General features: G+C 38.9%; 15 protein-coding genes. 10 read left to right on the forward strand and 5 right to left on the reverse strand.

What is annotated here, in order from left to right; genetic code table 11:
• Window positions 1–28 precede the first annotated feature (28 nt).
• The 8 genes from CWD91_RS20695 (at window position 29) to CWD91_RS20730 (ending at window position 13461) form a co-directional block, all read left to right on the forward strand.
• Window positions 29–1822 carry an arylsulfatase gene (locus CWD91_RS20695; protein ID WP_103442889.1) on the forward strand — a complete coding sequence of 598 codons (1794 nt, stop codon included), beginning with the start codon at window positions 29–31 and terminating at the stop codon, window positions 1820–1822.
• 69 nt (window positions 1823–1891) lie between these two features.
• Entirely contained in the window at window positions 1892–3340 is a 1449-nt protein-coding gene (locus tag CWD91_RS20700) for a sulfatase family protein (protein ID WP_205164678.1), read from the forward strand.
• 69 nt (window positions 3341–3409) lie between these two features.
• Window positions 3410–4939 carry a sulfatase-like hydrolase/transferase gene (locus CWD91_RS20705; protein ID WP_103442890.1) on the forward strand — a complete coding sequence of 510 codons (1530 nt, stop codon included), beginning with the start codon at window positions 3410–3412 and terminating at the stop codon, window positions 4937–4939.
• Between the two features lie 20 nt (window positions 4940–4959).
• Window positions 4960–6420, forward strand: coding sequence for a sulfatase-like hydrolase/transferase (locus CWD91_RS20710; RefSeq protein ID WP_103442891.1), 1461 nt, complete (start codon window positions 4960–4962; stop codon window positions 6418–6420).
• Between the two features lie 579 nt (window positions 6421–6999).
• Window positions 7000–7725, forward strand: coding sequence for a hypothetical protein (locus CWD91_RS20715; protein WP_103442892.1), 726 nt, complete (start codon window positions 7000–7002; stop codon window positions 7723–7725).
• Window positions 7726–7761: 36 nt separating this feature from the next.
• Window positions 7762–10548: a carboxypeptidase-like regulatory domain-containing protein gene (locus tag CWD91_RS20720; RefSeq protein WP_103442893.1), complete on the forward strand. Its 2787-nt coding sequence runs from the start codon at window positions 7762–7764 to the stop codon at window positions 10546–10548.
• Window positions 10549–10555: 7 nt separating this feature from the next.
• Complete coding sequence (locus tag CWD91_RS20725; protein WP_103442894.1) at window positions 10556–11731, forward strand: DUF4249 domain-containing protein; 1176 nt, start codon at window positions 10556–10558, stop codon at window positions 11729–11731.
• Window positions 11732–11733: 2 nt separating this feature from the next.
• Complete coding sequence (locus CWD91_RS20730) at window positions 11734–13461, forward strand: hypothetical protein (RefSeq protein WP_103442895.1); 1728 nt, start codon at window positions 11734–11736, stop codon at window positions 13459–13461.
• A 265-nt stretch (window positions 13462–13726) separates the two neighbouring features.
• On the opposite strand, the gene CWD91_RS20735 is transcribed toward CWD91_RS20730, so the two are convergent.
• Window positions 13727–15925, reverse strand: a complete 2199-nt coding sequence (locus tag CWD91_RS20735; protein ID WP_103442896.1) for a xanthine dehydrogenase family protein molybdopterin-binding subunit — start codon at window positions 15923–15925, stop codon at window positions 13727–13729.
• A gap of 33 nt (window positions 15926–15958) precedes the next feature.
• Window positions 15959–16423 (reverse strand): (2Fe-2S)-binding protein, encoded by a 465-nt coding sequence (locus CWD91_RS20740; protein WP_103442897.1) that lies wholly within the window; start codon window positions 16421–16423, stop codon window positions 15959–15961.
• Window positions 16424–16852: 429 nt separating this feature from the next.
• Between CWD91_RS20740 and CWD91_RS20745 the strand changes: the two genes are divergently transcribed.
• A complete protein-coding gene (locus tag CWD91_RS20745) occupies window positions 16853–17299 on the forward strand; it encodes a hypothetical protein (protein WP_103442898.1) in 447 nt (148 codons plus the stop codon).
• 281 nt (window positions 17300–17580) lie between these two features.
• A complete protein-coding gene (locus tag CWD91_RS20750) occupies window positions 17581–18978 on the forward strand; it encodes a sulfatase family protein (RefSeq protein WP_103442899.1) in 1398 nt (465 codons plus the stop codon).
• Window positions 18979–19555: 577 nt separating this feature from the next.
• Here the strand turns inward: CWD91_RS20750 and CWD91_RS20755 are convergent.
• The 3 genes from CWD91_RS20755 to ypfJ all read right to left on the reverse strand — a co-directional run bounded on the left by CWD91_RS20755 (window position 19556) and on the right by ypfJ (window position 23468).
• The gene (locus tag CWD91_RS20755) at window positions 19556–21811 is read right to left on the reverse strand and encodes a carbohydrate binding family 9 domain-containing protein (protein WP_103442900.1); all 2256 of its coding nucleotides are present in this window, start codon (window positions 21809–21811) and stop codon (window positions 19556–19558) included.
• Between the two features lie 323 nt (window positions 21812–22134).
• Window positions 22135–22512: a PH domain-containing protein gene (locus tag CWD91_RS20760; protein WP_103442901.1), complete on the reverse strand. Its 378-nt coding sequence runs from the start codon at window positions 22510–22512 to the stop codon at window positions 22135–22137.
• A 56-nt stretch (window positions 22513–22568) separates the two neighbouring features.
• The gene (gene ypfJ / locus CWD91_RS20765; protein ID WP_103442902.1) at window positions 22569–23468 is read right to left on the reverse strand and encodes a KPN_02809 family neutral zinc metallopeptidase; all 900 of its coding nucleotides are present in this window, start codon (window positions 23466–23468) and stop codon (window positions 22569–22571) included.
• Window positions 23469–23541: the final 73 nt, after the last annotated feature.

The raw sequence follows: 23541 nt of genomic DNA on the forward strand, positions 1-23541 counted from the left end.
TATATTTTAGAACAATAAATAAAACCAAATGGTAACAACTAAAAAACAACTAAAATTTATTTTAGGATTTTTATTTATATTACTTCATCCAGTGGTTTTTTCACAGGCCACAACCAAAACGAAACCCAATGTCATCATAGTAATAACAGATGACCAAGGGATGGGGGATTTGGGATGTTATGGAAACCCTTACATTAAAACACCCAACATCGATGCATTTTACAAGGAGTCGGTCCGATTTAACAATTTTCATGTGTCCACTACATGTGCTCCTACGCGTGGAGCCATTATGACGGGGAGACATACCAATAGGATAAATGTATTCCATACTATAGCCGGAAGGTCCTTACTTTTTGAAGATGAGGTTATTTTGCCCCAGATATTGGCACAAAACGGCTATACCAACGGCATGTTCGGAAAATGGCATTTGGGGGATAATTACCCATACCGACCTGAAGACAGGGGCTTCCATGAGGTAGTCCGACATGGTGGAGGAGGAATCACTCAAGGACCGGATTATTGGGGTAACGATTATTTTGATGATACGTATTGGCATAATAGCCAAACTCAGAAATACAACGGATACTGCACCGATGTTTTCTTTTCGGAGGCAATGAACTTTATAGAAGAAAATAAAAACAACCCTTTTTTCTGTTATATCGCTACCAATGCACCCCATGGGCCATTGAACCTTCCCAAGGCATATTTGGATATGTATAAGGATGTTAAGGGCCTTGAAGTATCGCAACAACGCTTTTATGGGATGATTACCAATATCGATGATAATTTTAAATTATTGGAAAAGAAATTGGATGAATTGAAGATAGCGGACAATACTATCTTGATCTTCATGACAGATAATGGAACCGCTGGGGGAAATAAGGTTTTCAATGCAGGACTAAGGGGGCAGAAGGGAAGTGAGTACGAAGGTGGACATAGGGTCCCTCTTTTTATTCGTTGGCCCGATGGACAACTTACTGGAGGAAAAGACATTAATAAATTGGCCGCGGCTTATGATTTGCTACCGACCTTTGTTGATCTGTTGGGGCTTAATTTTAATCCAGTAAAACCCTTGGATGGTAAAAGTTTGAAGCCTTTACTATATGATCAGGCTGCAGATTGGCCAAATCGGGTGCTGTACATAGATACCCAAAGACTACAAAACTTGGTAAAATACAGGAAATATTCAGTAATGGATGACAATTGGCGGTTTGTAAACGGCTCTGAACTTTATAACATGAACAGTGATCGAAGTCAGACCAAAAATGTTTTTGCTCAACATCCGGAGGTGGTTGAAAAACTGGCCGAAGGTTATGAAAAATGGTGGCAATCCTTTATGGATGAAGGTGTCAACGAACGATATGCTTATATAAAAGTAGGTTCTCCTCAGGAAAACCCCAGCCGCATTTCCGCCCATGATATGTTAACGGGAAAATTTGGCCATATGTGGCATCAATATGGAGCTGTTACTGCTACCCAGGCTACCGGAAGATGGAAAATAGATTTTATTGAGGATGGTGAATATAAAATCAGCCTTTGTCGATTTCCACGAGAAAGTGGGCTGGACATAAATCAAACCTTTCCAGAACAGGAAAAAATTGTGGAGCTGGACAGGGCTATGCCGGCAAGTGTGAAAAACGATTTTGAAAAGGCATATTTATATGTTGCGGACGTGGACCAAACAGCCAAAATTGAAAAAGGCCAAAAAGAAGTGTCTTTTACCGCTAAAATTCCGGCAGGAAAATATGATATGGAAGCACAACTAATAGATAGGGATGGCAGGGTGCACCCTGCTTACTATGTCTATATTGAAAAACTTTAAAAGAAAAACCTGCCTTGGATTATATATTTACAATGCTATACTAAAAAAAACGGTAAATCGGTCTTGAACATGATTAGAAATATTACGTTGTTTTTCAACTGGCTACTAGTGGCGGTTTTATTGGTAAGCTGCTTGGAAAGTCCAAAAAAAATGGAACCTGACCCAACTGAAGTTGTACATCCCAATATTATCCTGTTGATGGCGGATGACCAAGGTTGGGGTGATACCGGATATAACGGTCACCCACATCTAAAGACTCCTAATTTAGACGCCATGGCCTCCAACGGAGCTGTTTTTGAGCGTTTCTATGCCGCTTCGGCCGTTTGTTCCCCAACCCGAGGAAGTGTAATGACCGGCAGACATCCGCTTCGCTATGGCATTTGTACGGCCAATTGTGGTCATATAAAAGAGCAGGAGATAACTTTGGGTGAAACGGTGAAGGCGGAAGGGTATGTAACGGGCCATTTTGGAAAATGGCATTTGGGCACCCTTACCCGGGATACCTTGGATGCCAATAGGGGAGGTAAAAAAGAAAATGACGAGCATTATGCCCCACCATGGGACCATGGCTTCGACGAAAGTTTTGTGACAGAATCCAAAGTTCCAACTTGGGGTCCTATGGTCACTCCTCCCAAATCTTCGGGAGATGTAAATGGTTCACTGATTGAAGGACAGCCGTTTGGGACTTATTATTGGACTGGCCCAGGTAAGATAGAAACCGAAAATTTGAAAGGGGACGATTCACGTGTCATTATGGATAGAGCTATTCCATTTATTGAAAATGCCATAAAAAGGGATAAACCATTTTTGAGCATTATTTGGTTCCACACGCCCCATTTACCGGTTTTGGCTGGGGATGATGATCGAATGGCCTATGCCGACCTTTCCGAAGATCAACAACATTATTATGGAGTTATAAGCGCCTTGGACAAGCAGGTTGGGCGTTTACGCGATAAATTGAAGGAATTGGGTATAGCCGAAAATACGGTGCTTTTCTATACCAGTGATAATGGCCCGGAAGGAAAATCGGTTACCGGGAGAACACAAGGGTTGACCAAAGGGTTAAAGGGTAGGAAAAGGAGCCTGTGCGAGGGAGGTATCAGGGTTCCTGGCATTATGGAGTGGCCAGGAAAAATTAAACCGGGCACAAGGGTGGAAACTCCCTGTTTTACCTCCGATTATTACCCTACCATTGCAAATATAATAGGGTCGGACCTGGTAAAGGATCATCGTCCATACGATGGCACGGACTTGCTTCCTTTTGTAAATGGTAGTGTAAAAGAGAGATTAAAACCATTGGCATTTGATTTTCAAGGACAAGGAGCATTGATTGATAATGAATTCAAAATTTATAGCAAGGACAAGGGCGAAAATTTTGAGTTGTACAATATCTTGGATGATGCTGCAGAAAGTTTTAATTTGGCGAACGAAAATCCGGAAAAACTGCAAGAAATGGTAGTTGAGTGGAGAAAGTGGAAAACTTCTGCGGAGAATAGCGCTGAAGGAAGCGATTATTGAAATATCCATTATTAAATAATTTAAACTCAAACGTATTAGGAATAAAAATCGTAAATAACTTATATGAGAATGACCAAAAGTTTAATAGCGCTGTTAATATTAATAACAGTTGCCTGTAAGCAAGATCCAAAAGACAAGGAGACACAAGGACAAAATCCGGACAAACCCAATATCGTTTTTCTATTCGCTGACGACCAGACCTTTGAAAGTATCAGGGCCCTGGGTTTTGATGAAGTCCATACTCCTAATTTGGATCGCTTGGTTAATGAAGGTACTTCCTTTACGCATGCCTACAATATGGGAGGTTGGAATGGTGCCATCTGCGTGGCATCCCGTGCTATGATCATATCCGGTTCGTATATATGGAATGCCCAGGATAAAAGTGAATTGTGGTCCAAAGGAGACTCAACCGCATTGAACCAGACCTGGAGCAGATTAATGGAAAAGCAGGGTTATGATACTTACATGACTGGAAAATGGCATGTGCAGGCACCTGCTGGTACAATCTTTAATGATGCCAGACATATTCGTCCCGGAATGCCAAAAGATCATGCAAATAAATTGGGGGCATCCATAAAGAAGTGGAAAGAGGAATCCGGAGATATGAAAGATTGGAACGACTATATGCCGCTGGGTTATGGTAGGCCAACGGGTCCGGATGATACCGAGTGGTCGCCTACTGACACCCTACAAGGTGGCTTTTGGGAAGGAGGAAAACATTGGAGCGAAGTGGTGCGTGACGATGCACTGTCCTTTTTGGAAACGGCCAAGCAAAAAGACGATCCTTTCTTTATGTACTTGGCTTTTAATGCTACTCATGATCCAAGACAGGCTCCCCAAAGGTTTCTGGATATGTATCCATTGGAAAATATAAAAGTACCAGAAAATTTCTTACCGGAATATCCATGGAAAGATGATATGGGAAATCCTCCCGGTCTTAGGGATGAGGCATTGGCCCCTTTCCCCAGAACGGAATACGCCGTTAAAGTACACCGTCAGGAGTATTATGCCCTCTTAAGCCATATGGACGAACAGATCGGTGTAATATTGGACTCTTTGGAGGCCACTGGCAAAATGGACAATACCTATATCTTTTTCGGAGCGGACCACGGACTTTCCGTGGGCCACCACGGATTGATTGGGAAACAAAGTATGTTCGATCATAGTGTGCGTATTCCGATGATGGTTATGGGACCAGGAATTCCCAAGGGTAAACGTTTATCCCAGGATGTGTATTTGCAGGATATTATGGCTACGAGCTTGGAGTTGGCAAAGGTAGAGAAACCCGAATATGTTCAGTTCAATAGCTTTATGGACATCATTAAAGGGGAAAGACAGGAAAGTCATTACAATGGCGTTTATGGTGCCTATATGGATGTTCAGCGCATGATACGCAAAGACGGATTTAAACTTTTGGTGTATCCAAAAATAGAAAAGGTGCTTTTGTTCGATTTGGAAAAAGATCCCAATGAAATGAACGACCTGGCCGATAACCCCGAGTATTCGGAGAAAGTAAAAACACTTTTTACTGACCTATTGGAACTTCAGAAAACTATGGAGGATAAATTGGACCTACAGCATATCTATAAAAAAATATAGATAACGCCTTAATAAATATCATGTACAAAGTTTGTTTGTCATTTATAGCCCTGCTTTTACTTAGTTGCGGTGGCACGGTCAAAACTAAAGTAGGAGGCGAACGTTCGCCAAATATTTTGTTTATACTAGTCGATGATTTGGGAAAGGAATGGATCAGCAGCTATGGTGCCGAGGATATCATTACTCCAAATATAGACGCCCTGGCCAAATCTGGAATGCAGTTCAACAATGTGTATTCTATGCCCCAATGTACCCCCACAAGAATTGCACTCTTAACAGGGCAGTATCCATTTAGGAATGGTTGGGTCAATCATTGGGATGTTCCCAGATGGGGTGGTGGAGCCCATTTTGATGAGACATTGAACCCATCATTGGTCAAGGAGCTTCAAAGAGCGGGTTATGCCACCTGTATTGCAGGGAAATGGCAAATTGATGATTTCAGGGTAGAACCAGATGCCCTTACCAAAAGTGGATTCGATGAATTTTGTATGTGGACTGGTTATGAAGGTGGTATTGAGGCTAGTGCTGAGCGATACCAAGATCCCTATATTTATACCAAGGCTGGGAGCAAGACCTATAATGGTAGTTTTGGGCCAGATGTATTTCGGGACTTCATAGTAGATTTTACAATGGATAAAAAAGAGGTTCCATTTTTTGTATACTATCCCATGGTATTGACACATACCCCATTTGTGAATACGCCAGATGAGTCGGCGGAGGACAATCTAGGGAAGCATAAGGCAATGGTACGTTATACCGATAAGATTGTTGGGGAGTTATTGGAAGCATTGAAACAAAATGGATTACTGGACAATACTATCGTAGTTTTTACCACGGATAATGGTACTTCTAAGGCAATTACTGGATCATATAGGGGACAAAGTATAGTTGGTGGCAAAGCCAGTACAACCGAACCTGGAATTGCTGCTCCGTTTATTGTAAGTTGGCCAGGGCATATAAAATCCAATCAAGAATCCAATGCACTGATCGATTTTACGGATATATTACCCACTTTCTTGGATATTGCCGGTGTGGCTTCAAAAAGTGAATGGACAACTGCCAACGCCGATCATTATATAGATGGGAAATCCTTTAAAAACGTCCTGTACAATAATTCGGATAAATCGGAAAGGGAATGGATTCTAGGAATGGGTGGTGGTAACAATGCCCGTTTAACGGAAAATGGCGTGGAAAATCAATATATTTTCAGGGACAGGGTGATAAGAAACGAAGAATATAAATTATTTATCGGGTCGAATAAACAACCTGAAAAATTCTTCGACCTAAAGAACGATCCATACGAACGGCATAATATCATAGATAGCTTAATCACTTCGGAGGAAAAAGAGAACTTTGATAAACTCCTCGAGGTGGTTAAATCTTTCCCATTAAAGGACAACGACCCGAAATACGTACCAAATCCGCCCCAATCTTGGGATGTTGAAATAACGGCAAAAAGCCAGGAATGGAAAATTGAATAATTTTATAGACAAATAACTACATTAATATACATGAAGTGAAAGTCACTGGGACTTTAGTCTTTAAATGTTTATTCTTTAACAAAGCATATTATTTCAATATGATTACACGATTTCTGAAATAAGCCTACTAGTAAATTTCACTTTCCTCTTTTAAATATTGGAGATCCACTTGGTAATAATCCGGATTAACAGCTACGTCATATTTATATGCACAATTGAGCCTTTGTTCATCTAGTTTACCGCATACTTTTGAATTTAATATTTTTGGACTTGGCAATAATTTTGTAATTGTAAAGCAAAATTCAAATATGGAGTTATCCCTTAAGACAATTTGGAAGTTTCAAGATTAATTTAACGCTATCCGGTGTTCTGCCTTAAACTAGGTATTCAGCAATTCGGGGCATCTAAGGATGGTAATAGTATATGTTCATTTTAAGGGACTTGGATATTATCAATAGTACCCTTTGGAGTTCATTCCAATTTCCAAAGGAATCTGGTCTGCAAAATTAACAGGTATTTTTTCAAGTTATTTTCCGTTTATTTTGACTACTTTACAAATCGGTTCAGAAATCAAAACCCATGGACAAATTGCAATGTAGATTACCATTTATCTTTTTGCTGTTTCTATTTTTTAAGGTGGTTGTTCTATTTTCACAATCGGTAACCAACAATGAAATTTTTAAGGCATATGACGACCTTGTTGGTCTGGAAAATGCGGGATTTTTTAACGGCCCGGAATTCAAGGACGAATATGCCAATAGCAGTGGGGTTAGCCGATATTTTAATCAGAATATTTTTTTTACCGATAGTGCTATTGAATACAATGGCCAATTATATGTCAACATACCATTGGAATATGATATTTTCAGTGATAATGTAATCACAAAATCGCAAGATTATCTGAGCAACTTTATCGTCCGGTTAATTCCGGAATATATTTCGAAATTTACTCTTGAAGGACATAATTTTGTAAAATTGACCGATTCCAAATTGGATTTGGTTGGAAATGGTTTTTATGAAATTGCATCGATTGGAAATCAATTCAAACTTTATTTGAAGCACATTAGAAAAGACAAGGAGCGAACCTTGGCTTTGTCCGTCCAACATAGTTTTACCAACCAAAATTATTATCTACTGCAATATGAAGGCTCCCATTATATTATAAGTTCCATTAAGGATTTCAAAAGGGTTGTTCCTTATCGCTACAAAGAAATTCAAAAATTTCGCAAAGATTATAAATTTATGTATAAGGATGATAATTATAATTTTATGATAAAACTAATAGAATATCTGAATGGGTATTGAAAGGATTATTGTAAAGAATTTATTGAGAAATTTTTTATGAAAGTGAAGTTACTGGTCATATTATTTCTATTTATATCTTTTTCTAAGATGGAGGGGCAGGTTGACCGAAAAATAACTGTAAGTTTTAATAATACTCCCTTAAAGGAGGCGATTCTTCAATTGGAAGAAAAAACAAAAACCGCCTTTTTTTTTAACGAGATATGGCTAAATGGTAAATTTGTAACCAAAAGTTTCAATCAGCAAGGATTAAGAAACGTATTGGATGGTATTCTTGAAAACACCACCATTAATTATTTTATCAAGGACGAAAGGGTAATTTTGCTAAACAATAGTATAATTTATCAGGACTTGCCTACAGGTTATTTCCATGTTGATGAATTGGGAAAGCACACAACCACAGACGGCAAAATGGAAGAGGAAAATCTCATCAGTAATGCGCCCATTTTTCAGGAACAATTTATTTCCTCTACGGCCATCCAAAAACGAAGCATTATTACCATTGGTAGGCAAAATCCCAACTCCCAAAGAACAACTTTTACGCTATCAGGACATATTACGAATCAAGTCACATCAGAACCTATTCAGAATTTGTCACTATCTATTATCAACGGTTCAAAGTATACGATTACCGATGCAAATGGCTATTATTCCATTGAATTACAGCAAGGCATTAACAGGCTGGAAACTAATTTATTAGGATTTCGTAAAGTATATCAAACTGTAATAATATACGGAAACGGTACTTTAGATTTGGAAATAGCTGAAAACGTTGAAGCCCTTGAAGAAGTAATCGTAGAATCGAATCGGGATGCCAATGTACAGGCGGCAAAGGTGGGTTCGGTCATAATCAATTCGGAGAGCATAAAGACCATTCCATTGGTTCTTGGAGAGCGTGATCTTTTGAAGGTAGCAACCACTTTGCCAGGAATAAAAACGGTAGGAGAAGGATCTAGCGGATTAAACGTTAGGGGCGGTAGAGCGGATCAAAATCTATTCATCTTGGATGATGCCGTTGTCTTTAATCCCGTACATTTTCTAGGCCTATTCTCTGCAATAAATCCTTTTACAACCCAGAATCTAGAAATTTATAAAGCCAGTATCCCAGCAGAATTTGGTGGACGGTTGTCTTCCGTTTTTGACATTGAAACCAAGTCGGGGAATACAGAAAAATTATCTGGAGAAGGTTCTGTAGGCCCCATTACGGCCAACATTGCATTGGAAATTCCCGTAGTTGAAAATAAAGCTTCTTTGGTTACCGGTATCCGTGCTACATATGCTGATTATATATTAAGAAGTCTAGATGATGAGCAATTAAAGAATAGTGAGGCATCCTTTTATGATGCAATTTTAAAATATTCCCACGATGTAAATAAGAATAATTCTGTTGCTGGAACTTTTTACTATAGTAGCGATAGATTCAGTATTACTTCCGATTCCCTTTTCGGTTATAGCAATAGAGTTGCTTCCGTAAAATGGGGTCATACCTTTAGTGAAAGGAGTAGGGCCACTTTGATTTTTGGCAGTAGTCAATACAAATATGACATTAGGTATGAAGGGGACGCCAATACAGATTTTGATTTCGGTTATGTACTGAATGACAACCAGTTTAAATTGAATCTAGACAACAGGCTGAACGATAAGCACAAATTGAGTTATGGGCTAAGTAGTAAGCTTTACGTCACTGATCCAGGGATGGTAAAACCCATTGGAGACTCTTCAGATGTTGAAGAAAAATCGGTTCAACGTGAAAAAGGGTTGGAGTCAGCACTTTATTTAACCGATCTTTTCAACGTAAACGATAAAATGTTATTGGATATAGGGTTGCGATATTCTTTTTATGCCGCTCTTGGCAGGTCCTCCCAAAAAGTATATGAAGAAGGCGAGCCCAAAAGTGAAAACTCGGTTAAGGAAGTCAAAAATTACACCAATAATGAAATTATAAAGACTTTTGGAGGGCTGGAGTATCGAATTTCAGGAAGGTATTTATTGGGTAAAGACTTTTCCCTAAAGGCAGGGTTCAATAGAACAATACAATACCTTCACCTATTAACCACAAATACCACACAATCCCCCACGGATATTTGGAAACTCTCCGATCTGAATATTGCACCACAGCGTGCTGACAATTTTTCAATTGGCTTGTTCAAAAATTATGGGGAAAATGATTTCGAAATAAGTATCGAAAGTTATTATAAGAAAATGAACGATCTCTTGGATTATAAGATAGGTGCGCAATTAATTCTTAATGATAATATAGAAACCGAACTATTACAGGGTGAAGGAAAGGCATATGGGGTAGAATTGTTGGTCAAAAAAACAAAGGGGAGATTGGTCGGGTATATGGGTTACACTTACTCCCGAGCAATGATCAGATTGGATGGTGAAATTGAGGAAGAACAGGTGAACAACGGGGATTTCTTTTCTGCAAATTTTGACAAGCCCCATGATTTTTCGTTTGTAGGAAATTACCGTTTTAACAAAAGGATCAGTGCCTCGGTCAATGTAACCTACCAAACCGGAAGACCTATTACCTACCCCATTGGAAAATTCGTTTTTGCAAATGAAGAACAGGTGGTCTATAGCGATCGTAATAAATACAGGATTCCCGATTATTATCGATTGGATCTAGGGGTGAATATAGAAGGTAACCACAAAAGGAAGAAGTTGGCGCATAGTTTCGTTAATATTTCGGTGTACAATGTATTGGGAAGAAATAACCCTTACTCGGTGTTTTTTGTAACTAAGGATGGTAGTATAAAGGCATATCAGACATCAATATTCTCGATTCCTATACCAACCATAACTTATAATTTCAAGTTTTAGAAAGAGGATGAAAAAGATAAAAAACATACTGATCTATTTCATATTATTACTGCTTATAGGCTGTACAGAACCCTTTCCTATACAGGATATTGATTTTGAGGATATACTGATTGTTGAAAGTACCATCACCAATGAAATGAAGCAACAGCGCGTTAAATTGTCGAGGACCATCTCCCTGGAAAGTTTTGGACAGAATATCGAGAAAAATGCCATAGTACAAATAGAAGACAGCAACGGAACTACGTTCACCTTCTCGCAGGATACTGAAACAGGTGATTATGTTTCAGACGAAGAATTTCAAGCAGTACCCAATATTTCTTATACTTTGAAAATAAAAACGGGAGATGGTAGAGGTTATATTTCGAAGCCAGTACAAATACCGGCAGCAGTCCCTATAGAGCGTGTATATGCGGAATTGATATCGGAGAATGGAAAAGAGGGAATTTCAGTTTTTGTTGATACGGATAATACAAATGGCAGTGGTCAATATTTCAGATATGAATATGAGGAAACGTATAAAGTTAAACTCCCGAATCCGAAAACATTTGATTGGGAAGTTGTGAACTATAACAATTTTTCGGGAAGCTATGAGCTTGAACTTACCCAAATAGAACAAGATTTTGTTTGTTATTCTTCCGTTGGTTCCAAAGGAATTGTACAAACCTCCTCTGGCAATTTGGGCGAGAATAAAGTACTTCGCTTCCCAGTACGGTTTATTGATAAGGGGGACCCTGTTCTCAGGGAACGTTATAGCATAATTGTAAAACAATACATTCAAAGTCTTGAAGCCTACACCTTCTATTCAATCCTGGAAAACTTGGGCAATGCAGGAAGCCTTTTATCCCCAGGGCAACCAGGTTACGTTACTGGCAATGTTGGTTCAGAGACCAATGCCGAAGAAAAGGTATTAGGATTTTTTGAAGCATCTTCCGTGAGCTCGCAAAGAATATATTTTGATTATAATTATTTTGGATTGGAGTTGCCACCATATTTTGTGGAGTGTGAGGCGGAAATCATTGGGGGACCTACGGAAATTCTAAAGAGAAAATTAGAATTCGAGGGATTTCAGATCTTTTTTTATGAAGAGATTGAACTGAAGGCATTTTATCATATAGCGCGATCGGAATGTTCGGAATGCACATCCTTTTCAACAAACATAAAACCCGATTTTTGGGAAGACTAAGCATGTACAAAAGAAATGTATTCATAATATTATTATGTTTGGGCTTTGCTGCAAAAGCGCAGATGGGGAGTGCCCAAATTTCTGAGGACTCAGTGTTTCCAAAGGAAATCCCAAAATTGGTCACAAACTCGGATTTATTGCTTTGCGGGGAGCGGTTGAATTATAAGATATACAACCTTATGCAATCTGGTCAGACTAGCTCTTTGAGCAAGATTTCGTATGTGTCCTTAAGAACCGACAATGACTCAGTGATTTTCAACCATAAATTAAGACTTGAGAACGGGCAGGCACAAGGTACTTTCTTTATTCCGACTTCTATCAAAACAGGAGTTTATCGACTTTTGGGCCATACAAATTTTTCCTTGAACAATTTGGAAAATGCGGTTGTACACCGAAAATTATATATTATTAACTCCTATGTAAAGTCCACAACAAGTAATAATAAAGACAGTACTCGAACCATTGAGTTGCTTTCATATAATGACGCTATATTAGACCTTAACCAACAATCCCCGCCTTATGGTCTTTTAATAAGGACCGATAAACCTTCTTACAAAAAGCGCGATAGAATTTCTCTTAACATTGAAAATCCTAATGGCAAATTTGCGTTTGGCAATTATGTGCTTTCCGTAAGACGGATCGACCCGGTAGATTTTTCCCATACTTCTGGGAAAGATGAAAATATGGTAATTGAAAAAAGGAATGATTTTTTCATTCCCGAACTCCGTGGTGAATTAATATCTGGAAGAGTTGTGACTAGTGCAAATAAGGAAGCCGTGGCCAATAAAGTCGTAGCATTTAGTATTCCCGGTAAAAATTATGTTTTTAAGTCGGTAAAGACGGATGACACCGGCCATTTCTATATTTCTATTGATGAACCATACGAAACTCGGAAATGTATAATTCAAATTGACGAACCTGACAGGGAACGGTATGAAATTATTTTGGATAATAAAGAATTACCGTTAAAGGCCAAGGGAAGGTTAGTTGATCTAAAGTTGGACCCCAGCCTAAAGGAATGGTTGCAGGAGCGAAGTATTCAAACCCAAATCGAAAACGCCTATTTCACGCAAGATAAGGAAGGGGTGGAGAGCGGTTCTGGAAATCCTTTTTACGGTGATTTGGGCACAGCGTTTATTTTGGACGATTATACACGATTTAATTCTTTGGAAGAAACCTTCGTTGAAGTGGTTACCCTTGCCAGAATAAGGAATAAAGAAGGAAAAAGAGCATTCCAGGTTTTTGATCCCTTTAGCCCTCAGAATTCCGGGCCGTTTAACTCGTTGGACCCATTACTTTTGATGGACGGTATTTTGGTAAAGGATGCCAGTGAAATATTGGCATACAGTGCTAAGGATATTGGAATTATTAGGGTATTTCCGAAAACCTATCGCTACGGCCCAAAAATATATCGCGGAATAATTGATTTTTCTACTAAGGAGGAAAATTTTACTCCTCGTTTGGATGGGGCATATATACAGGCATTTGAACTGATAAGACCCTTGCCCGAAAAAATAAATATGTTTCCTGACCATTCGGATGACACCTATAAACGGCTTCCCGATTATAGAACTCAATTGAATTGGGATCCAAATATTGAATTATTGTCAATTGAAATGACACACATCCTTTACGCTTCGGATGTTAGCGGTACATTTATGGTTACTTTGGAAGGTTTTACGAAAAATGGTGAGCATGTTGAGGTGCATAAAAGATTTAAAGTGGAATAGTTTACTTTTTGGCAACTTCGGTTTAGCTATTAAAAAGGTCGATTTTCGCGCTACTTTTAGGTTATCAAAAATTCTTATTCAAGTGTCCCAAATCTGGTCTCTCTTAGAAGTCTAGTTAATTGACCAATTACAAAGAGGCCTAAAACTTAATTGTGAATTTTTAATGAATGCATGATTTAACACCTATTTTCTTGATTCAATATAAGGATTTGGTATGGTTAACATACAACAGATGAAACAGGAATTCCCCTTAGTTCAATCTACCTTAACCTACAATCTGTTTTTCGGTCACAAAGGGTTGATGATAATGCCGTTGGCCAGTTGCTTTGTACAAGGCATTGGCCAAGGCTCCAATAGCAGGCGGTAGACCTGGCTCTCCCAATCCAGTAGGGTCTATTTCATTTTCCACAAAGAAAACTTCAATTTCTTTTGGTGCTTGTGAATGCCGGATCAACTGATATTTGTCAAAATTCATTTGGTTGGGCGCTCCATTTTCAAAGGTCAACTGACTATACATGGAATGACCAATACCATCAATTACGCCACCTTGAATCATATTCTTGGCTGCATCCCTATTTACCACTATACCACAATCAACAGCGCACCAGACCTTTTCGACTTTTGGCTGACCGTTTTCCATAATAATGTCGAACACTTCAGCGACATAGGTGGAATGACAAAAATAAGCGGCAATTCCGCGATGAACATTTGGTTTTGTTACTCCCCAATTGGCTTTCTCCCTGACGAGTTTCAATACTCCGGCATACCTTTCAGCTTCGTATTCATGCTTTTCGCCAACAGGGTCTTTTATAGCGCGATCAAACAATTCCAAACGGAAATCAATTGGATCTTTTCCCGCTGCTTCTGCAACTTCGTCCAGAAACGCTTGCTCGGCACCTGCCGTAAAATTAGATCTTGGTGCACGCCATGCGCCAGTAGTAACATTGGTTGGCGCTTTAATTTTTTCAGCCAAATAATTCTCAACGGCCCCGGCCGGGAATCGATTTGGAAATACAGGACCTTCTGGTAATCCAGCACCCTTTACAGTGAATGCGATAACATTATTATTTTCATCTAGACCAGCTTTGTAAACCGAACGATAGGTAGGGCGATAGGTTCCTTGTGTCATATCATCCTCTCGGGAATAGATAAGTTTGACGGGACCTTCTATTTTTTTTGAAATGGCAGCCGCTTCAACGCCAAAATGTACATAGAGTCTTCTACCAAAACCTCCTCCAATTCGGGTCATATTTACGGTCACATTTTCCAGTGGTAGGTTTAATAATTTGGCAACCGAGCCTTCCAAAGCCTCCGGCGTTTGGGTAGGACCAATAAGTTCTGCCGAATCCGCTGTGACATTGGCAAAGAAGTTCATAGGTTCCAACGTGTTATGGGCTATGAAAGGGGCACTATATGTTCTTTCAATGATTTTAGCTGCTTTTTTAAAGGCAGCCTCTGGATTACCATCCCTTCTACTTTCCTGTACCTCTCCGGACACCAAGGCTTTTTCCAGCCTTTTCACATGCATTTCGGAATTTTCCAACTCCCCGGTAGTTTCCCAGTTAGCTTTTAATGCCTTTTTAGCTTGCATTAATTGCCAAGTAGATTCGCCAACGATGGCAATTAATTGTTTAAAACCTTTTTCGTCGAACCCACCGGGTTCTTCAACAGAAGTATCAACAATAAATGCATCCTTCACTCCGGGCATACTTTTTATCTCGGCTTCGTTAAAATCCTTTACCGTCATGCCAAATGCGGGAGGATGCTGGATCATGGCCAGTTGCATGCCATCCCTATGGAAATCCAGACCAAATAAGGGTTTGCCGGTAATTATTTTCTCGCCGTCTACATTCTTGATACTTGTGCCTATCAATTTGAAATCCTTAACACCTTTGAGTTCAATTTCTTTAGGTACTTCGATTCCCACTGCTTTGGAGGCTATCTCACCGTAGGTAACTGTTCGCTCTCCATTAATTTCCTTGATGACTCCATCACTGGCGGTCAGATCCGACACCTTTAAACCCCATTCTTTCGCGGCCGCTTCTATTAGCATTCTTCTGCCTGTAGCGCCTGCCATCCGCAATGCATTCCAGCTTAAACGAATGGATAGACTTCCACCTGCGAATTGGTTTTGGTACCAACCAGTATTTAAGGGCGCCTGTTCCACTACAACATTTTCCCAAGGTACATCCAGCTCTTCCGCTACAATCATGGGCATTGATGTACGAACGTTTTGTCCAATTTCGGGATTGGGAGAATAAATGGTAACCATACCCGTATCCCCAATTTTGATATAGCCGTTGATTTCGAACCACTCTTTTGGCACTGCTACTCCAGCCTCTGGTTCAGGTGTATTTGACTTGCATCCATTAAGCCAGCTAAACCCGATTAGCATACCACCACCTGCAGCGGCTGAAACCTTTATAAATGAACGACGATTATAATGTGTAACTATCTTTGTCATGATGTTTCTTTTTTTGATGTACCTATCAATTTTTTAAACGGTTTTGGAATTTGCAGCGGTTTTGATGGCCTTCTTGATTCGTATGTAAGTACCACAGCGACAAATATTGCCGTTCATAACTCCATCTATTTCTTCGTCGGACGGGTTAGGATTCTTTTTTAGAAATGCGCTCGCATTCATAATCTGGCCTGCCTGACAATATCCACACTGATAAACATCTTCTTCCAACCATGCTTTTTGCACAGGATGGTCTCCGTTTTCAGATAGTCCTTCGATGGTCGTAATCTCCTGATTACCTACAGCGGAAATAGGCAATTGGCAAGAACGTACAGCGTTATCTCCCAAATGTATTGTACAGGCACCGCATTGTGATATGCCACAACCATATTTGGTGCCAACCAATTTCAGATGGTCCCTTAAAACCCAAAGTATTGGGGTAGTGGGATCTACTTCCAATTGCTGAGTTTTTCCGTTGATTTTTAGATTGAAGTTTGCCATGATTAGAGTGTAAGTGAATGATTACGTTGAATTTACGAAATTTTCGAATGCATAATCGGCACAATTGATACTTTTTATTAAAAAATACATCGATGGCCTGTGTTAATTTTCTATGGAAGACATTAAACCAGTCTTTTAGTTTCCAAACCAAAAACGATCAACATTATCATCTCAAATTAACCATAGGTTTGGAACTAAATTGTTATAATCGAGAACCCTACTGTTAGTACGGACTTCCTATACAACTTACTTTTGATTTTATAATTACATCAATTACAATTTAAATTAAGCGTAAGCTGCGACCTTGTAAAGTAAAAGAACCTTTGATGTTCAATCCCCGTTTTATTTTTTAAATACTGTTTTGCTGTATACGAACATACACAACTCAGTAATGTTATTTAATGAACTATTTAATTCAAATTTAAAATTATGAAAACTGGAGAAATAAAATTAAGGAATTTATTAAGCATTTTGGTGATGGTATTTCTAATGTTAACAGGCATCAGTTGTAGCAATGATGACGATGGTATGGTCAGTCCCATTCAACTGAAAACTCAAACCTTCGAAATTCAAGAGTTAAACAATTGTAATACAGCCACTGGTCAGGGCAGTACGGTTTTTTTGTATATACCTTACACTGCAACTGCAGGTACCACTCTTTTAAAATTACGTAGGAAATCAACAGTATCCAATGGGGAGAGCAGCAATGATGTGACTACTGTATTTAAAGTTGAAAATAGTATTATAGAATGGGCCACTTGTATAAGGTTTGGTAGTCAAACATGGATGGAGTTCGAAATTGTGATGGAAGCCGCAGACGGTACTTTGAGCAATCCATCAACTATAAGGATAAATAAACCTTCTGGGGCCAATTAAAACTTATTGATTGAATTGAAATTCTTTTGTTAAAATGCGATGGTTGGGAGGACTGGAGCCAGACATTGGTTATTATATATTGTAATACAAGAAATTCAGTAGATAATTGGGTTGCAAAAGGAACAATGGGAAACTGTTGTTCCTTTTTTATAGCATACAATAATCAATATGTATTCATACCAGTAATGGGCACAATAACTAATCTTCATTTCTTGTGGAAATTTATTTATTTTTTATAACCTTTATCCAAAGACTATATTTTAAATAATTAAATGAACTAAATGAGAGTATTTAAGAAAACAATAGGCATTAATTTAAGTTTGCTTTTTTTATTTTTTAACCAAGGAGTTTTTTCCCAAACATCGGTTAAAAATAAACCTAACGTCATTGTAATTATGACAGATGACCAAGGCTCCATAGATCTTAATTCTTACGGGGCAACTGACCTATATACTCCTAATATGGATAGGTTGGCAAAAGAGGGGGTAAGGTTTACACAGTTCTATGCAGGAGCTCCCGTTTGTTCCCCATCCCGTGCAGCACTTATGACGGGAAAGACCAATTTACGTGCTGGATTGGCAGGAAATGTCCCAATTCCGGAACGCGCCGAAAAGAGCGGGGAACATGGACTTCCTACCGATCAGATTACCATGGCGGAGATGCTTAAACCCAATGGCTATTATACCGCCTTGATCGGTAAATGGCATTTGGGTCATCGAGAACAGAATTTGCCCAACGGACAGGGGTTCGATTATTTTTTTGGGCATCAGCGCGGTTGCATTGATAATTATTCACATACTTTTTATTGGGATGGTCCAAATAAGCACGATCTGTACAGAAATTCAGAAGAGGTTTATTATGATGGGGAACATTTTACGGATTTAATGGCCGAGGAGGTAAAGCAAGTGATCAATCACAGAAGGAACGAGCCATTTTTTATTTATTGGGCATTTAACGCACCACATTATCCATATCAAGGAACTACCAAGTGGTTGGACTATTACAAGGACCTTCCGACACCCAGAAAGGAATATGCCGCTTTTGTATCCAATACGGATGAAAAAATCGGAAAAGTTCTTGACTATTTGGACGAGACGGGACTAGCGGACAACACCATAGTTATTTTTCAATCGGACCATGGTCACTCTTTGGAGGAACGTGCCTTTTGGGGTGGTGGAAATGCTGGTCCGTATCGCGGTAGCAAATTCAGTTTGTTCGAAGGCGGAATCCGTGTGCCGGCCATTATTCGTTATCCTGGAGTAATTCCTGCCAATCAGGTTCGTGATCAACTTAGCATGGAGATGGATTGGTTTAGTACTATCGGGGAATTGACCAATTCAGAAGTGGCCGATAATCTGGATGGAAAAAGCCTTATGCCCGTTATTTTGGATGACACAAAGGAATCCCCTCATGAGGTGGTATATTGGCAGTTGGGTAATTATGATGATACCAATGCACAATGGGCAGTCCGAAAGGGTCCATGGAAGCTTATTGGCAACGTAAATGAACCCTCAGGCCAAGGAGAAAAGAAAGATTTGGAGAAATTGTTCCTGGTCAATTTGGATAATGATATCAGCGAAAAAAATAATTTGGCGAAATCCAATCCCAAAAAAATGAACGAACTTTTACAGTTGCACAACACTTGGTTAAAATCGGTTCGTTCGGAAATGAAACAATAGCGAATATTATCAACTGGATTTAGCTTGTAGTACAATTTTATGAGTTTGCTAGTTTAGTTAAGAAAGGAACAATGGGAAACCATTGTTCCTTTTTGTTCTCGAAAGTTGGAGTATAACTTTGAAATGTCAACCACAGGCCAACCACATTGCAACCACATTAGAAGCATAATTAAACAAAATTTAATGTATTTATAATCAGCTATTTAATAAGTTTTGGTTGCATGGACATCGTAAAATAACCACCCACACCCACCATTTTTAACCATAGGTTAACCGCAGGCTAACCAGGTCGAAATTATTATATTAAACTTAGGATAGCCAAAGAATAACCAATGGAAAATTGTATACAGATTATTAAACTCCATTTAAGTGTAAATTGAGATAAAAATAGATGCCGAAAGTATAAGGAAATTGGCAATAAAAATGCAATTGCGACTGGATTGTCTTTAAACCCCACCATTAGTTTCAGAACCAAAAATAATAAACAATAAGTTTTTGTATTTTTTCCAAGTTTTTACCTGAGAATGTGAAAGTCTAGGTTATTTGATTCCCCACGGTATTTATGACTATTACCTACCTAAAAACGATAGGTGTAAACCGCCTTCATCGCTGCTCCCTGTTGTGTTGTAAAAAGTCTTCTATTCAATGTTGGGTCGTTAAGCCAATTGTGGTTATACACAAAAAAAATGTCGGTACCAGGGGTAATTATCCATCTAAAACGGGTGTTGGTCCCCAGAACATCGCTTATATCATCAAATTGAATGTTAGACGAAAGTGAAATATCGGGCGTAAAATCAAGGCCAAGATCTATCTGGAATAAATTAGTACTAAATCCACTGTTTTCAGCAATTACTCGGGCATGCGTGTAACCACTACTTAGATTAATACCAAGTGCTGGGCGAACAGTTAGACCCATCACCAGCCTTGTAATATTTCCGGTCCAAAATCCTCCGGCTTCATAACCAATTGATCCAGATACCTTACGAAAGGAGGCAGAAGATGCCTGCAATTCGTAACCCCAATTCACATATTTCCCTGGAGCTACAATAACTTTACTGTCCCCAAGTATATCAAATTCTTCATTAAGAAATTCAAAGTTCCTCGAGACTTCAACACCTAAATTATCACCAGATTCAAAACGGATGGTTCCCAAGTTAAACCGAAGATTTTCGGTAAGAAGTTTATTTTCCAATGAAGTGAGATACTCATAGTAAATGCCCCATTCTATTTCTCTTATAAAGGAGCTCTTTTCAAATAGAGGGCCATAGTTAATTGCCGGTTGCAACCTTTTAAAACCGTTTCGTTGGTTAAACCCTATCGCTGGATCATATTCATCTCCAAATTCCCTGTACGAAACCCAAGCAGACCATGGTTGATTGGGGAAATTAAAACGAAACCCCCGGACTGATCTATCGGATATGGAGGTAGAATTATCAAAGGGTGAAGCAGGGTTATGCGCAACAAAAAAAGCTGAGAACTGTAGTGTATTATCTCCTAGAAATTCTGAAGTACTTATGTTTAGATCGGTACCCCATGTTTTTCTATCTTGAATTGGGTTACCAAATAATATATCGTCTTCGGTGCTTCTATGGGTATATATTAGGCCGATAGAACTCTCCTTCCAGAAATTTCTTGTATATCTGGCCACTGAAAAATTTTCTGGATTCAGCTCTCCTTCGCTTCCTGTACGTACGTGTAATAGTGCAATGTTGCTCTTACCTATATTTCCTATAAGACGACCTCCATACTTAATAGGGATAGGTATCCCGTTCACCAGTCCTATTCTGCGACTAAAATAAGGGTCTACATTACTTGACGGTGCAAATTGCAAAATTGAGGACCCCTCTAGGAAAAAATCTCTTTTCTCTGGGAAACGCAAAGGAAAACGAGTAAGATTTATTTGTCGATTGTCCACCTCGGTTTGGGCAAAATCAGTATTGTAGGTAATAGAAGCTTTCAATTGGGATGTAATATTGTAATTAATATCAAACCCAAAGTCGGCAGAAGAAGTACTGCTGTACTCGTCCTTCTCGTCATCATATTCTTTACTGTACTGGGTAATGCCATAAGGGACAATTTCTAAGCCTAATCCCTGCGAATGTCCAACAAGCCCCGTAAGAATACCGGCATTCTGCGGTCGTAACAATCCCTGATTTCGGCGATGACCTGTCCATAATTGTTCTTCGTTTTTACGGCGTATGGTCCTTTGAAAATTAATTCCCCAAACATCGCTTTTAGGATCAAAGTTTATACTGCGAAAGGGGATTTTGATTTCGGCAGACCAACCAAAATCGCCTCTATAGGTCCATGCATTCCAAATACCATCCCAGTCTTTGTTCAACGTTTGACCTTGGCCTGAAGAAATGAGACCATCTCCCCGTAATCCCAAGGGATTTATTTCAAAAAAATAAGCACTTCGCTTGTCCATAAATGTATCAAAAATCCATCTAAAACGGTCATCTGTCTCTAGGGATGCATCCCTTCTCTTTTGAAAAGTCTTTATATCTGACGGACTACTATCATAACAAACCACTGCGATATAGATATTTTGGCTATCGAAGGCAATACGTACCTCAGTTTGCTCTGTTGGTTCAGCCCCTTCTTTTGGTTCTTGCATTAAGAAATTGCCATTGCCCGGAATAGTAGTCCAAAATTCTTCATCCACAATCCCGTCCATACGGAGCTCTATGCCATTAAGTGAATACCCAATTATTTCTTTGACATCATTATTATTATCCATGTCCTGACCAAATCCTAGAACAGGTATAAGGCATATCGGTATCTGATAAATGGCCTTTATAAGTATTTTCGTAAAGTGATTCTGGAAATTCATGTGTTTTGCATCACATTTATTTTATCTATAATGACCGTCCTTATTTTCATTATGAATCCATTTTCCTTTATGTCCGAAAGAATCATAATGATTGTGCCTTTGTGGGTATATCTCCTAAATGTACATAGTGCCTTAGTTTGATCATTCCCAACTTGTGTGACTATTGCATAAGTTAGTAAAAAATTCGGTCACGGCGATTATCAGGGGGAGGAGGTCACTTTAATGAAGATTCTAGAAAAAAACAGTTCTAATCAATAGAAGATTAAAATCATCGATGATAAACCACTTACCAGATATTGTATTTAAACTTGTAAAGCAAAAGGTTACATTACCTTTTTGGCTAAATATTTTTGGACTTCGTATACGTCTATGCTTTTATTGAATTTCTTACTTACACTAGGTGTGTCCTCACTGGAAATCCAAATCTTTAGCTCTGCGTCCAGATCAAAGGTTCCGGATGTTTCCAGGGAGAAGCGGGAGATGTTTTTATATGGCAAAGATTTGTACTCAATTTTGCTTCCAGTCAGGCCCTGAATATCCACTAAAATTAACCTTTTATTGGTGAACATAAATACATCCCTGAACAAGGTAAATCCGAGTTCGATTTGTTCATCGTCTATAAGTAATCTAGCATACTTTTGATTAAGTTTTTCTGATGATACCTCACTCGCGTTTCCTAATATTTTATTTAATAGACCCATATACTATTCTCCAAATCCAGATTTATTGAGTTATCTAGTGAATTACACTTCAATAATTAAAGAGATTTTGCATTAAAAGTATCTCCTTGTGAAATATCCCCTGTTTCAAACCCCTTTTTAAACCATCTAATTCGCTGTTCCGATGTACCGTGGGTAAATGAGTCAGGTACTACCTTTCCGGTTGATTGACGCTGTAACCTATCATCGCCGATTGCATTGGCGGCATTAAGGGCCTCCTCTAGATCACCTTCCTCCATCATTTGTGTCATTCGTTGAGACCGGTTTGCCCAAACACCAGCTAAAAAATCTGCTTGTAATTCTAATCGGACGGAAACCTTATTGAATTCGGTCTCGCTTAATTGCCCCCTCAGACGATTAACCTTGTCCATTGTGCCCATTAGTTTTTGAACATGGTGACCAACCTCATGGGCTATGACATAGGCTTGTGCAAAGTCACCTGGAGCATTCATTTGACGTTCCATATCCTGAAAAAAACTTAGGTCTAGATATAGTTTTTGATCACCAGGGCAATAGAAAGGACCAGTAGCACTTGACGCAGAACCGCAAGCAGATGTAACGTAACCAGAAAAAAGCACTAATGTTGGTTCTTGGTAATTATCTAAAATATTATTCCACACATCTTCAGTGCTGGCCAAAATAGTGGCACTGAATTCCGCCTGCAGATTTTCCTCTTCAGTGCCTTGATAGGATTGTGTAGTTGCCGGCTGACTATTGCCACCTAGAAAGATATTACCTAGGAAACTTATTGGATTATTACCGGTAATAAAAGAAAATACAATTAATACACCAACTATAATTAAACCGGTTTTTGAAAATAGAAGTTTAATTAATGGCCCTAGTAACATAGGATTAAAGCCACCTATTCCTCTGCTTGAACCTGATGCACCTCTTTTATCTTCTACGTTTGAACTTTGACGCCTACCTTTCCATTTCATACTAAAATTATTACAATAAATTTTTTAACTGGCTACCTCCTCGATATTATATGGTTTTTAAAATCAAATCGTT

It is taken from the genome of Arenibacter hampyeongensis (genome assembly GCF_002909255.1).
Classification (GTDB): domain Bacteria; phylum Bacteroidota; class Bacteroidia; order Flavobacteriales; family Flavobacteriaceae; genus Arenibacter; species Arenibacter hampyeongensis.